The sequence below is a fragment of the Brevundimonas sp. genome, assembly GCF_013823285.1.
GTDB lineage: Bacteria > Pseudomonadota > Alphaproteobacteria > Caulobacterales > Caulobacteraceae > Brevundimonas.
In genome coordinates this window covers 1-13,647 of the sequence record NZ_PNLV01000070.1, presented here as the reverse complement: position 1 = coordinate 13,647, position 13,647 = coordinate 1, and the positions used below count along the sequence as shown (strand labels likewise).

The 13,647-nt window shown below is 69.7% G+C and carries 12 protein-coding genes; 5 read left to right on the top strand and 7 right to left on the bottom strand.

The genetic code is table 11. The features are described 5' to 3' along the window. On the bottom strand, positions 1-591 hold a 591-nt coding region (locus tag C0461_RS10395; protein WP_292106548.1), incomplete at its 3' end, for an NADP-dependent isocitrate dehydrogenase. Between the two features lie 158 nt (positions 592-749). On the opposite strand from C0461_RS10395, the gene C0461_RS10390 reads away from it, so the two are divergent. Further along, a complete protein-coding gene (locus C0461_RS10390; protein ID WP_292106546.1) occupies positions 750-1,160 on the top strand; it encodes a DUF4282 domain-containing protein in 411 nt (136 codons plus the stop codon). Beyond that, positions 1,157-2,062, top strand: coding sequence for an NAD(P)/FAD-dependent oxidoreductase (locus C0461_RS10385; protein WP_292106544.1), 906 nt, complete (start codon positions 1,157-1,159; stop codon positions 2,060-2,062). Before C0461_RS10390 ends, C0461_RS10385 begins: the two co-directional genes overlap by 4 nt. Before the next feature lie 10 nt (positions 2,063-2,072). On the opposite strand, the gene C0461_RS10380 is transcribed toward C0461_RS10385, so the two are convergent. Next, on the bottom strand, positions 2,073-3,893 hold the full coding sequence (locus tag C0461_RS10380) for a DUF885 family protein (protein WP_292106542.1): 1,821 nt from the start codon (positions 3,891-3,893) through the stop codon (positions 2,073-2,075). Between the two features lie 205 nt (positions 3,894-4,098). Here C0461_RS10380 and C0461_RS10375 point away from each other — a divergent pair, with 205 nt between their 5' ends. Continuing rightward, positions 4,099-4,464: a hypothetical protein gene (locus tag C0461_RS10375; protein WP_292106540.1), complete on the top strand. Its 366-nt coding sequence runs from the start codon at positions 4,099-4,101 to the stop codon at positions 4,462-4,464. Here C0461_RS10375 and cckA read toward each other — a convergent pair whose 3' ends face one another. The 4 genes from cckA to fliQ are packed head-to-tail and all read right to left on the bottom strand — an operon-like array spanning position 4,465 to position 8,700. Continuing rightward, entirely contained in the window at positions 4,465-6,543 is a 2,079-nt protein-coding gene (gene cckA, locus C0461_RS10370; RefSeq protein ID WP_292106538.1) for a cell cycle histidine kinase CckA, read from the bottom strand. 49 nt (positions 6,544-6,592) lie between these two features. Further along, positions 6,593-7,666, bottom strand: coding sequence for a flagellar biosynthesis protein FlhB (flhB, locus tag C0461_RS10365; protein ID WP_292106535.1), 1,074 nt, complete (start codon positions 7,664-7,666; stop codon positions 6,593-6,595). Beyond that, on the bottom strand, positions 7,659-8,429 hold the full coding sequence (gene fliR / locus C0461_RS10360; protein ID WP_292106533.1) for a flagellar biosynthetic protein FliR: 771 nt from the start codon (positions 8,427-8,429) through the stop codon (positions 7,659-7,661). The genes flhB and fliR overlap by 8 nt, the downstream gene beginning before the upstream one ends. A gap of 7 nt (positions 8,430-8,436) precedes the next feature. Further along, positions 8,437-8,700, bottom strand: a complete 264-nt coding sequence (gene fliQ / locus C0461_RS10355; RefSeq protein ID WP_021696206.1) for a flagellar biosynthesis protein FliQ — start codon at positions 8,698-8,700, stop codon at positions 8,437-8,439. 163 nt (positions 8,701-8,863) lie between these two features. Here fliQ and folE point away from each other — a divergent pair, with 163 nt between their 5' ends. Then, on the top strand, positions 8,864-9,445 hold the full coding sequence (gene folE / locus C0461_RS10350) for a GTP cyclohydrolase I FolE (RefSeq protein ID WP_292106531.1): 582 nt from the start codon (positions 8,864-8,866) through the stop codon (positions 9,443-9,445). A 41-nt stretch (positions 9,446-9,486) separates the two neighbouring features. On the opposite strand, the gene C0461_RS10345 is transcribed toward folE, so the two are convergent. Next, a complete protein-coding gene (locus tag C0461_RS10345; RefSeq protein WP_292106527.1) occupies positions 9,487-12,891 on the bottom strand; it encodes an amidohydrolase family protein in 3,405 nt (1,134 codons plus the stop codon). Between the two features lie 126 nt (positions 12,892-13,017). Here C0461_RS10345 and C0461_RS10340 point away from each other — a divergent pair. Continuing rightward, on the top strand, positions 13,018-13,647 hold a 630-nt coding region (locus C0461_RS10340), incomplete at its 3' end, for a hypothetical protein (RefSeq protein WP_292106524.1).

Below are 13,647 nucleotides of genomic sequence, written 5' to 3'. Positions count from 1 at the left end.
ATAGGCCAGGCTGGCCCGGGCGAACTCGGTGATGGAGTCGTCCAGGTTGTACATGCCCATGGCCACGCCGGCCGAGGGGGCCTTGAACACCTCGTGCTCGATGACCGCGCCGTCGTCGCCGACGAACTTGATGGACAGGGTGCCCTTGCCGGGGAACAGGAAGTCGGTGGCCTTGTACTGGTCGCCGAAGGCGTGGCGGCCGACGATGATGGGCTGGGTCCAGCCGGGCACCAGACGGGGCACGTTGGAGCAGATGATGGGCTCGCGGAAGACCACGCCGCCGAGGATGTTGCGGATGGTGCCGTTGGGCGAGCGCCACATCTTCTTGAGGCCGAACTCGGCGACCCGCGCCTCGTCCGGGGTGATGGTGGCGCACTTCACGCCGACGCCGTGCTTCTTGATGGCCTCGGCCGCGTCGATGGTCACCTGATCGTCGGTGGCGTCCCGGTGCTCCATGCCCAGGTCGTAGTAGTCCAGCTCAAGGTCCAGATGCGGAAAGACCAGCTTGTCCTTGATCATCTGCCAGATGATCCGGGTCATCTCGTCGCCGTCGATGTCCACGATGGGGTTGTCGACCTTGATCTTGGCCATGCTTCTTTGCCTTCCAGTTCGGGGAGAAAAGTGTCGGGCGGGGTATAGCGAGCGCGGTCGCCGGTGCAAAGCCCGGCGCGGCGGCGGGCCATTCGCCCGTTGCGCGAACCCGGGGGCGCTGATAGCGCTGGGTGGTCTTCGTTCGGAGCATCCGGCCCATGCCGCGCCGTCCCCTTTCGCCCGCCCGGGCGCCCGTCGTCCGTCCGTCGCTGGAGGCGTTCCGCAAGGCGTCGCCGGGGGAGATCCTGACCGATCTGCTGACCTTTGACCGGCTGCTGACCGGGCCGGTGATCCATCTGATCTACTGGGCCGGGCTGGCGCTGATCGTGCTGGGCGGGTTCGTGGTGGTGGGCGGGGCGGTCGGTCTGGCCCTGAACGAGCCGGGCTGGCTGGCCTGGGTGCTGGCCATACCGACGGTGGTGGTGGGCCTGCTGGTGCTGTTCATCGTCGCCATGCTGTGGCGGTCGTTCTGCGAGCTGTACGTGGCCCTGTTCCAGATCGCGGCGGACCTGAAGATCATGCGCGCCTATGTGGAGCAGGATCACGCCCCGCCGCGCGGGGACCCGTGACGGACGTCGACGTCCTGATCATCGGCGCGGGCCCGGCGGGGCTGACGGCGGCGACCTATCTGGCGCGGTTCCGGCGCTCGGTGCTGGCGGCGGACGGGGGCGAGCCGCGCGCGGCCTGGATCCCGCTCAGCCACAACATGCCGGGCTTTCCCGAGGGCATCGGCGGCGACGCCATCCTGACCCGCATGCGACGGCAGGCCGAGGAGTACGGGGCGCAGATCCGGCCGGTCTTCGTGGAGGCGCTGGCGCGGGACGGCGACGGCTTCACCGCGCGGCTGGGGGATGACCGGATCACCGCCCGCGCCGTGCTGCTGGCCACGGGGGTGGTGGATCATCACCCGGACCTGCCCGGGGTTGAGAGCGCCATCGCCCGGGGGCTGGTGCGCATCTGCCCCATCTGCGACGGCTATGAGGCCATCGGCAAGTCCATCGCGGTGATCGGAGACAGCGATCTGGGGGCGCGGGAGGCCGCCTTCGTGCGCACCTATTCGGACCGGGTCTGCCTGATCCATGTGGGGCCGCCCGAGGCCCTGACCCGGCGCGACGACCTGAAGCGTCTGGGCGTGCCGGTGATCGAGACCGCCATCGAGCAGGTGCATATCGACGGCGACCGGCTGACGGCGCTGTCGTGGGGTGGAAAGCAGACCAGCTTCGACGCGGTCTATTCGGCCCTGGGCACGACGCCCCACTGCGGCCTGGCCGTCGATCTGGGCGCGGCCCTCGGCGAGGACGGACGTCTGGAGGTGGACGACCATCAGGAAACCACCGTGTCGGGCCTCTATGCGGCCGGCGACGTGGTGCGCGGCCTCAACCAGCTGGCGGTGGCCTCGGCCGAGGCGGCGGTGGCCGCCACCGCCATCCACAACCGCTTCAGGCGAGCGGAAGGGATGACGGCGGACTGAGCGGCTGTGGTCAGGCGCGACGGGCGGCGATCCAGTCGTCCACCACGCGCTCGAGGACGGTCAGCGGCACGCCCCCGGCGTTGAGCGCCGTGTCGTGGAAGCTGCGGATGTCGAAGCGGTCGCCCAGCTGGGTCCTGGCGCGGGTGCGCAGGTTCTCCCACACGGTCTGGCCCACCTTGTAGCTGGCGGCCTGGCCCGGCCAGACGCAATAGCGCTCCACCTCGGTGGTGACGGTGCTCTCGGCGTCGCCAAGGGTCTCGACCATGTAACGGATGGCCTGTTCGCGGCTCCAGCGTTCGGAGTGCAGTCCGGAATCCACCACGAGGCGCACGGCGCGGAACATGAAGGACTGCAGATAGCCCAGCCGGCCCCAGGGGTCGTTGTCATAGACGCCCATCTCGTCGGCCAGCTGTTCGGCGTAGAGGCCCCAGCCCTCCGAATAGGCCGAGAAGCCCAGCAGCTTCATCAGCATGGGCGCGTCGTCGTTCTCCATCTGCAGGGCGATCTGGTGGTGATGGCCCGGCGACGCCTCATGATAGGTCAGGGTCGGCAGGGTGAATTTGGGCCATTCGGCCGTGTCGCGCAGGTTGATGTAATAGGCGCCCGGACGCGAGCCATCCAGGGCCGGCGGCTGGTAGTAGCCGCCCGGCGCGCCCGCCTCGGTGGTGACCGGCACGCGGCGCACCTCCACCGGCGAGACGGGGATGCGGCCGAAATACTCGGGCAGACGACCCTGCATGTCGGCCATCTGGGCGTTGAGCGAGGCCAGCAGTTCCTCGCGGCCCGCATCGGTGTTGGCGTAGAGCTGTGCCGGGTCGCGGGCCAGGGCCGAGATGCGCTCGCCCACCGTCCCCTCGGTGCGGCCCTCGGCGCGCAGGATCTGGTCGGCGCGGGCGGTCAGTTCAGCCACCTGCTCCAGCCCCATGGCGTGGACCTCGGCGCCGGTCATCTCGGTGGTGGTGAAGTAGCGCAGACCGAAGCGGTAATACTCCTCGCCGCGCGGCAGCCGCCACACGCCCGCATCGTGGACGGCGTTCGCGCGCTGGCTGCGCAGGGCCTCGGCCTGACGCTCCACCGCGGGATAGATGCTGCCCTCGACGATGCGGCGGGCGCGCTCGCCCCATTCGCCGGGCAGGTTCGCCTCGGTGGCGCGCCGCTCGATGGAGGTCGTCATGACCGACTCGCCCGCCGGCGTGCCCGTCAGATTGCCCAGCAGACCCACGGTGCGCTCGATGATGAAGTCCGGCGGCACGGCCCCCGCCGCGAAATCGGCGTGCATGCGCTCGGTTTCCTGGTCCAGCGCCGTGGGGAAAGCCTCCAGGCGCGAGATGTAGGCCTCCGCATCCTCGGCCGTCTCGATGCGGTGCTGGGCGTCCAGAAAGTCCGGAATGCTGTTGTAGGACCCGCCCAGCTGGTTGACCGTATAGGGCGACGGGAAGCCTTGGCCGTAGGGGAACTCGTAGCTGGAGGCGACCGTGTCGCCGAAATATTTGACCGTGTCGTAGTGGATCTGGCTGCGCGCGGGCAGGGCCTCCCGGTCGATGGCCTGCATCTCGGTCATGAAGCCCTGGAACACCACCTTGTCAGCCTCGATCTTGGCGGCGGAGCGGTCGTCGAGGCGCGATTTCAGGGCTGCCATCGGGCCGGTGTCCAGACCCAGCATGGTCACCGTCTCGGGCGACGTCATGACCATCTGCTGGACGATGCGCTCCATCAGGCCTTCCAGGGCCGCGGCGGCGGGCTCCTGACGGGTGAAGGCCAGAACCTGGCCGGAGGCGGCCAGACCGGCCCCCGCAGCGGCGGTGAAAAGAAGGCGGCGGCGATCGATCATGGCGAAGCTCCCGGTTTTTCAGGCTGAAAGGGGTATCACTCCCCGGCGGGAGAACAAGTCCGCCCCGCCTTACAAGTCTTTCATCATGCGGGCGCCCTGGGCCCTCGCGTCAGGGATGGTCAGGGCTTCCCGCCTTGTCAGCGACCAATGTTCGGCCCCAGGGTCTCATGGACGGCGGGAGCGCCGCTGCTGAAAGGGGTCGTCGATGTCCCGACCGATCATTCGCCGGATGCGCAATCTCGCCGTCGCCTGCGTCGCCGGAGCCGGTGTCTCCGGCTGCGTCACCGATCCGGCCTTTCTGGAGGGGCTGGCCCTGGCGGCGGACTCCATCGCCGCCAGCACGGCCAGCTGCCACTACCGCTACAACGGCTACGGGGTCAGCGAATATTATTGCCCGCCCGCGTACGGCTATGGAGCGCCGGTCTATGTGGCGCCGGTCTACACGCCGCCGCCCCGGCGCTATGACCGCCACGATCGGCGCGACCGCCGCGAGTGGCGCGATGACCGCCGCCGGGACCGGGATCGGGACGGACGAAGCGACCGCCGCGGCGGCAAGGGCGGGCGCGGCTGATCAGGCGGCGTACAGCTCCTGCTTGACTCGCTCGGCCAGGGTCTTGATGTCCAGCGGCTTGGGCAGGAACGAGACATTGGCCTCGTCGGTGAGCAGATCCGAGAAATCGCTCTCGGCGTAGCCGGAGATGAACATGACCGGCGCGTCGCCCAGATAGATGCGCGCCTTCTTCAGCAGGGTGGGACCGTCCATGCCGGGCATGACCACGTCCGAGATCAGCATGTCGATCTGGCCGGCGTGCTCCTCGGCCAGCAGAAGGGCCTCCTCGCCGTCGGCGGCCTCGATCACCTCATAGCCGCGCTGGCGCAGCAGTTTGGCCGCGATCAGGCGCACGGCGGATTCGTCCTCAACGAACAGGATGCGGCCGGCGCCGGACAGGTCGCGCGGCGCTGATTTCCTGGGTTTGGGCTCGGGCGCAGCCTCGGCCAGGTCCTTCTCGTTCGCGGCGGGCAGGAACATGCGGAAGGCCGCCCCCTCGATCCCGTTCGGGCCCTCCAGATTCTGAACGGCCACATGGCCGCCCGCCTGCTGCATGATGCCGTAGATGGTGGCCAGGCCCATGCCTGTCCCCTCCCCCACGGGCTTGGTGGTGAAGAAGGGCTCGAAGATCTTGTCCAGCAGTTGCGGCGGCACGCCGGGACCGGTGTCGGCCACCTCGATCAGGGCCACGTCGCCGTCCGGCGCGGCGGCCCAGCCCAACTCCCTGGCCTGATCGGCCGACAGACGCTGGGTGCGGATGGTGACCAGTCCCGCCCCCGGCTCCACCACCCCGCGCATGGCGTCGCGGGCGTTGACGGCCAGATTCATGACCGCCCGCTCCAGCTGGCCCCGGTCGGCGGTCACGGTGGGCAGGTCGCGGCCGTAGTCCGTCTCGAGCCGCACGTCCTCGTGCAGCAGGCGGCGCAGCAGGACGGCGAAATCGGCCACCAGCTCGCCCAGATCCAGCCGCTCGCGCTTGACCGTCTCCTTGCGCGAGAAGGCCAGCAACTTGGACACCAGGCTGGCGGCGCGCGACACGGTCTGGCGGATGGCGTTGAGCCCGTCATAGGAGGGATCGCCCACCGGGTGGCGCTCCAGCAGGGCGTCGGTCTGCAGCCGCATGGCCGTCAGGATGTTGTTGAAGTCGTGGGCCACGCCGCCCGCCAGCTGGCCCACCGCCTGCATCTTCTGGGCCTGGGCCAGCTGCATTTCGGTGGATTTCTGGGCCGTGACGTCGAACAGCCAGATGCGCCGTCCCTCGCCCTCGGGGGCCACATACAGGTGCAGGCTGCGGTCCGGGAACGCCTTGGCGATCAGCTCGATGGGGCCGGAGGATCCCTGGGCGATGCGCTCACGCGCCTCGGCCACGCCCTGCGGCAGGAACAGATGGCCGAAGGCGGCGTCGCGCGCGGCCGCCGGGCCGGTCAGCACGGCCAGGGCGGGATTGGCCTCCTCCACCTTGCCCGCGAACAGGTCCTCGCCCGCCAGCACGGCGGACCCGAAGGGCGCGCCCGCCGCCATGGCGCGGCCGTCCCCGGCCTCCACCACCGGCGCGCGGGCGGGCTGGGCCGGGTCTCGGGGGGCCAGCACGCTTTCGGGCGCCTGGCGGACCAGGAAGCGCCCGTCGCCCGCCGCGCCGATCAGAACCTCCACGTCCCGCTCGCCGATCCTGAGCATGGCGCGGCCTGGTTCACCGCCGCGCGCCTGGGCGAAGGCCATGTAGAGGGAGCTGGCCGAACGGCCCGAGGGCAGGGCGGTGGTGGATCCGCCCGCCTCGGTCCAGGCCGCGTTGAAGGCCAGCACCCGTCCGCCGCTCCAGACCAGGGCCGCGGGCTCGGTCATGGCGTCCAGCAGGTCCACCGCCGCGTCGCCCGCCGCGCGACGCCGCTCGCCCGCATCCGCGCGGCCGAACGCCATCACCCCCATCAGGGCCACGGCCGCCAGGGTCACGATCAGGATCAGCCCGGGCGCGCTCCAGGGGTCATGGCGGAAGGCCGGATAGGCCGCCGCCGCCACGGCGATGACGAAACAGACCGCCGCCGTCACCAGCCAGGGGTCGATGCGCATCCGGGTGGGGATGTCCCGTATCAGGGCGTCCATGGGGGCCTCGCAGCCGATTCGCTGATCATCAGCATACCCTGTTTCAGTCTCAGCGACGCTTGCGGCTGTTGAGGACGAAGCCGATGACCCTGGCCGCCGCCTCGAAATGCTCGCGGGGGATGACTTCGTCCACCTCAACCGCGGCGTAGAGGGCGCGGGCCAGGGGCACGTCCTCGATGATGGGGACCTTGTGCTCGCGGGCCACCTCGCGGATCTTCAGGGCCAGGGCGTCGACGCCCTTGGCCACGCACATCGGCGCGGCGTCCTCGCCCGGCTCGTATTTCAGGGCCACGGAATAGTGGGTCGGGTTGGTGACGATGACCGTGGCGTTCGGCACGTTCTGCATCATGCGCTGGCGGCCCTTCTGGGCGCGGATCTGCTTCAGCTTGGCCTTCACATGCGGGTCGCCCTCGGCCTGCTTGTAGTCGTCCTTCAACTCCTCGCGGGTCATGCGCATACGCCGGGCGAAGCGATGGCGCTGCCACAGAAAGTCGGCGAAGGCGGTGACGCCCAGAAAGGCCAGAACAGCGCCGAGGATGGCCACGGCGAGATCGCGGGCCATGGGCAGGATCGCGGCCGGCGTCATGGCCGCCAGGGACTCCAGCTCGCGGGTGTGGGGCTTCAGCACCACCCAGGCGATGGCGACGATGGCGACCAGCTTCAGGAACGTCTTGACGAACTGCATCAGGCCGTCGGGCCCGTAGATCCGCTTGGCGCCCTTCAGGGGCGAGATCTTCTCCAGCTTCGGCTTGATCTTCTCGGCGGTGAACAGGAAGCCGGACTGGGCCAGATTGCCGCCCGCGCCGCCGACGATGGTGGCCAGGGCCAGGGCGCCCAGCAGGGGCACCGAGGCCCACAGGGCCCGGGCGCCGATCTCCACTCCGGCCCCGGCGTGAAGGGCGTCGACCATGGCGTGGGGCTGGGCGAGGAAAGGCATCAGCTCGGCCGCCATCCGGGAGGTGAACCAGCCGCCGCCGATCAGGATCACCGCCGAGGCGCCCATCAGGGACAGCCAGCTGGCCAGATCCGGGGTCTTGGCCACATCCCCCTTTTTCCGCGCCTCGTCGAGTTTTCGCGGGGTGGCTTCTTCTGTCTTGGACTCCTGGTCCTTCTCCTCAGCCACCGGCGCCTCCGGTGAAGCCCATGGCGAGGGTGCGGAACCGCTCGATGAAGACCGTGCCGATCACCCCCAGGCTGAGGGCGAAGATCGACAGGCCGAGGATGATGCTGAGCGGGGCGGTGGCGAAGAAGATCTGGAACTGGGGCATGACCCGGCCCACCAGCCCCGAGGCCAGGTTGAAGATCAGGGCGAACACCAGAACCGGGGCGGACAACTGCAGACCCAGCAGGAAGCTGTCGCCCACCGTGCGCACCGCCATGGCGGCGAAATCGCCCAGCAGCAGGGGGCTGACCGGCGGGATCACCTCATAGCTTCCCGCCAGGCCGGCGATGAACAGATGATGGGTGTCGGTGGCGAAGATCAGGGTCACGCCCAGCAGGGTCAGGAAGGCGGCCAGGGTCGAGCCGGGCTGGGGCTGCAGCGGATTGGCGGTCTGGGCGAAGGCCAGGGTGATCTGCATCGAGACGATCTCCCCCGCCACGGCCAGGGCCGACAGCATCATGCGCAACAGGGCGCCGATCATCAGGCCGGTCGCCACCTCGCGGATCACCCAGCCCGCGACCCCGCCCATGGTGGCGGGCAGCGGCGGCAGATAGCCCACCACCACGGGGGCGAGGGCGATGGATATGACCAGGGCCAGGGACAGGCGGACGCGCGGCGGCACATAGGACTCGCCGATGCCCGGAATCATCATCAGCAGGGCGCCGACCCGGGCGAAGATCAGCCCGCCGGCCCAGACCTGATCGGCGGCGGCGTAAGGCTCCATTCCCGCCCTACATGCCCGCGATGCGTTCGGTGATCTGCTGGAAGAACCCGCCCATCAGGGCGCCCATCAGCGGCAGCAGCAGCAGCAGCGACACGAAGATGGCGATGATCTTGGGCGCGAAGATCAGGGTCGCTTCCTGGATCTGGGTCAGGGCCTGAAACAGGCCGATGACGACGCCGACAACCAGCCCCACGATCAGCACCGGAGAGGCCAGCTGGATGGTCAGCCACAGGGCGTCGCGCCCCACATCCATCACCTCGGTCCCCGTCACGCGCTCAGCCCCGTCCGTCGACAATACACCGGGCAGAAAATGCCGGGGTCATGGTTAACAGCGGGTTAGGATCGACTGTGCGCATCCGTTTCTCGCGGGAATCCGTATCGAAAACGTCCGCACGAATGGACCCTCCCAGACACGATCAGCTAAGGGTCGCCCCATGACCGACGAAACCGCTCCCGTCTCCCAGACCGAAGCCGAAGCCGCCGTGCGCACCCTGATCCGCTGGGCCGGCGACGATCCCGCCCGCGAAGGGCTGCTCGACACCCCCGCACGCGTGGCGCGCAGCTACCGCGAACTGTTCGCCGGCTACGAGGTCGATCCGCGCGAATATCTGGAGCGCACCTTCCAGGAGGTGGGCGGCTATGACGAGCTGGTGGTCCTCAAGGACATCCGCTTCGTCAGCTTCTGCGAGCACCACATGCTGCCCGTGGTGGGCAAGGCGCACGTGGGCTATCTGCCCACTGACCGGGTGGTGGGCATCTCCAAGCTGGCCCGGGTGGTGCGCGGGTTCGCGCGGCGCCTGCAGATCCAGGAGAAAATGACCGCCGAGATCGCCCGCACCATCCACGAGGTGCTGCGTCCCGAGGGCGTCGGGGTAGTCATCGAGGCCGAGCACAGCTGCATGACCATGCGCGGCGTCGACGTGCCCGGCGCCAGCCTGACCACCAGCCACCTGATCGGCGTGGTCCGCGACGACCCCCGCACCCGCGAGGAATTCATGCGGCTGGCGCGGGGCTAGAAGCGGACCCTCTTGCCCCCCGAGGGAAGAGGGCTTCCGGGTCAGTGCTCGCCGTGGTCGTGCCCGTGGACGTGGCCGATGGTCTCGTCCGGCGCCAGGGTCTCGCCGTCCTCGCCCTCGAACCAGAACGGGCGACGGGGCTGGCCGCCCACTTCGTCCATGTTGTCGTCGAAGATGCGGCCGTTGATCACGGTGTAGCGAATCGAGGTGGAGTTCCGCAGGTTCTCCAGCGGGTTCGCGGACAGCACCACCAGATCGGCCAGCTTGCCGGGCTCCAGCGATCCGATGTCCCGGTCCATGCCCAGGGCGCGGGCGCCCTGGATGGTGCCGGCCTGCAGCGCCTGGTGCGGGCTCATGCCGCCCTGCTCCAGCATCCACATCTCCCAGTGGGCGCCCAGGCCCTCGCGCTGGCCGTGCGGTCCCAGCAGGACCGGCACGCCCAGCTCGGCCAGGCGTGCGGCCTCCCGGGCCACCGAGATGTGGTTCAGCTCATTTTCCGGCACATGCACGGGGCGGCGCGAGCGGGCGTCCACGATGCGGCGGGGCACGAAGCGCAGCAGGCGCTCGTTCCGCCACACCTCGCTTTCCTGATACCAGTAGTTTTCGCCCCAGTTGCCGCCATAGGCCACGGTCAGGGTCGGATTGTAGGCCACGTTCGTCTGGCTCCACAGCTGGTGCACATCGTCGTACAGGCGGGCCAGCGGAATGGCGTGTTCGATGGTGGTGTGACCGTCCACGATCATGGTCATGTTGTGCTGGAACAGCGAACCGCCCTCGGGCACCACCATCATGTCCAGTTCGCGCGCGGCCTGGATGATCTGCTGGCGCTGGTCCCGGCGGGGCTGGTTGTAGCTCTTGACGCTGAAGGCGCCGGCCGCCTGCATCCGCCGCAGGGTGGACCGGGCGTCGTCCAGATCCTCCACCACCGCCGTGAAGGGGGTGGCGGCGCCGTACAGGATGGTGCCGGTGGAGAAGATCCGGGGCCCCAGCACCCTGCCCGCCCGCGCCAGTTCGCTGTGGGCGAAGATCTCGCTGGTGTCGTTGGACGGGTCGTGGATGGTCGTGACCCCGAAGGCCAGGGACGCATAGTTCACCCAGCTCTGCTGCGGGATGATCTCATTGGCTCCCATGGAGCCGTGCCAGTGGCCGTCGATGAGGCCGGGAATGATGGTGGCGCCGGAGGCGTCCACCGTCAGCGCGCCCACCGGAACCGTGACCGATCCGGCCGGGCCGACCGCGGCGATCCGGTTTCCGTCGATGACGATGGTCCCGTTCTCGATCACCTCGTCCCCGTTCATGGTGATCAGCCGCGCGCCGGTCAGGGCCAGCACCCCGCTCGGCGCCGCCGTCGGGTGGCTGAAGCCAAGATTGATCCCGCGCTCGGGCGCGGCGGGCAGGGTCTCGGGCGCGCCGTCCACGAAGGCGAAGGCCTCGTTCAGATTGCGCGAGAACAGCTCCGGTCCCAGCGACCACTGCAGGCGGCTGGAATCGCCGGACCAGTGCAGCCACTCGCCCGCATCGCGGGTGACGCGGGTCTGGGGCAGGGCCCCGCCGCCGGCGCTGAGCGACACGCCCCGGCCCGTGCCGACGAAGGGGGCCACATAGGCGTTGAAGCGCTCGGTCCAGGCGATCCAGTTCTGGTCCGGCGAGATGGAGAACTCGGCCGCATACTGGCTGGTCAGGTGGGTGCGCTCGTCCGACCCGTCCAGGTCGATGGAGCGGAACTGGCGCACCCCTTCCGCGCCCGGGGCCGTGAAGAACAGGCGGTCGCTGGCGGCGCCGAACCGGGGTTGCGAACCCGAACCGGTCACCAGGGTCGGCGCCCCGCCGGCCGCAGGCATGGCGTAGATGCCGGTGTCGCGGCTGTAGAGGCCCGAGCGCAACCCGCCGCCCGACACCGTCCGGTAGACGATGGTGCGGCCGTCGGGCGAGAAGGTCGGCTCCACATAATGTCCCGGCCTCTGGCTGACCACGCGGCCGTTTCCGCCCGAGGCGGGAACCACGCGGATAGTCCCCAGGTCGTCGTCGCTCCAGGTGGTGTAGACGATGGAGCGGCCGTCGCGGGACCAGGACGGATACAGCTCGAAATGATCGCTCTGGCGGGTCAGGCGACGCGCCTGCCCGGTGGGCAGGTCGCGGATCCACAGATGGCCGAGGGCCTCGAACACGGCGCGGCGGCCGTCCGGCGAGGTGGTGGCCCAGCGGACCATGCGCACGTCGAATTGCTCGGGCGCCACCTCGACGGGGCGGCGCAGGGCGTCCTGCACCCGGCGGGTGTCGGTGACGCGGAACGGGATGTCCGCCACGGCGCGGCTGTCCACGTCGATGCGGCGGATGTGGCCACCCGCCCAGAAGACGATGGACTGGCTGTCCGGGGTCCAGCTGATGCCCGGATAGACCCCGTGGATGGCCCAGGTTTCCTGCAGGTCGCGGTCCAGCCCGTCATGGATCGGGATTTCGCGGCCGGACTCGATGTCCATCAGATACAGGGTCGACTGGTACCGGACCCGCCGGATGAAGGCGAGCCAGCGGCCGTCCGGCGACGGCGTGGGCCGGATCGCGCCGCCCGGTCCCGTCACATACGGCTCCACCTCGCCGGTCTCCCGGTCCAGGCGCTGGATCACATAGATCTGGCCGTTGGGGTCCTTGCTGTATTCGAACGTCCCGCCCGGCGTGGCGTCGTCGCTGAAATACAGATAGCGCCCGTCCGGCGAGAAGACGGGCTCGCCCGAGTCCTTCTGCTGCGTGCGGCGCTCGGTCAGCTGCACCCCGGAGCCGCTGCCGGAGCGGTGATACAGCCACATCTCGCCGGCCCCCAGCGAACGGGCCGAGGTGAAGTGCTTGCGCGCGACGATGAACTGGCCGTCCGGCGTCCAGTCCGGCTGGGACAGCAGGCGGAAGGTCTCGCGGGTGATCTGGGTGGTCGCGCCGGTGGCCCGGTCGATGGTCCAGATGTTGTCGCCGCCGCCCCGGTCCGAGGTGAAGGCGATGGACCGGCCGTCCGGCGACCAGCGCGGGTGCATGTCCCAGGCGACGCCGGAGGTCAGGTTCGTGGCCGGGCCGCCGCCGATGGGCATGACATACAGGTCGCCCAGCATGTCGAAGACGATCTCGGTTCCGTCGGGGCTGACGTCCACGGACATCCAGGTGCCCTGGGTGACGTCGATGGGAATGTCGCGCGCCGGGCCCACGGGATTGTTCACGTCCCAGGCCTCATCCGTCTCCTCGGCGCCGGGCGGCGGTTCGGTGGGGCCCGATCCCAGGGCTTCCTGCTGCGCCAGCTCCTGCTCGACGGGGCGCGGCTCCTGCTCCTGCTGTTCGGGGCTGTCCGTGTCGGAGGACCGGTCGGCGGGAACCGGTTCGGGCGTCGGCGCCGGAGGCTCCTGGGCGAAGGAGGGACAGCCGATCGCCAGCACGGCGACGCTCGCCAACAGGATGCGCTTCATGGGGAGTTTCCAACGGGCAGCTTCGCGGCACGCGCGCCGCGGCCGAATGTCTAGACGACCTTCGCGCGACTTGGCGAGCCTTCGAGAGATTTTGGCCTCCCGGACGGCTCGCGCTAAGGCTTGATCATGATCGATCCCACGCAGCCGCCCGACCCCGTGAATCTGCGCCGCGCGTCCGACGATGGCGACGCCGAAGCCGCCCATCGACTCGCGGTGCTGGCGGCGACGGGATTCAGAATGCCGCCGGACTGGGCCCTGGCGCTGGGACAGCTGGCCCGCGCCGCGGCCCTGGGGTCCGGATCGGCCCGCGGCCAGATCGCGGTCCTCGCGCCGGACGGCGCGCGTCTCGCGGCGGAGCGGGACGATGCGGCGGCCTGGGATCAGGCTGCGCGGACGGTCGATCTTGCGTCCTGGCTGACGCCGCCGCGTCCCGTGATGATCTCGCCGGGGCCGCATGTGCTGTCCATGCCCGGGTTCCTGCCCCCGGCGGCCTGCGACTGGATCATCCAGAGGGCGTCGGAACGGGTCGGGCCCGCCGAGGTCTACGATCCGGTCACGGGACTGGGGCGGCGCGAGGGCGCGCGAACCAACAGCGCCTGCGCCTTCGACCTGTGGTCGCTGGATCTGGTCATGGTTCTGCTGCGCGAGCGGGTGTTCCGGGTGACGGGCCTGCCGGCCCATGGCCTGGAGCCGTTGCAGGTGCTGCGCTACGACACCGGCGAAACCTTCGACTGGCACGTGGACTATCTGACGCCC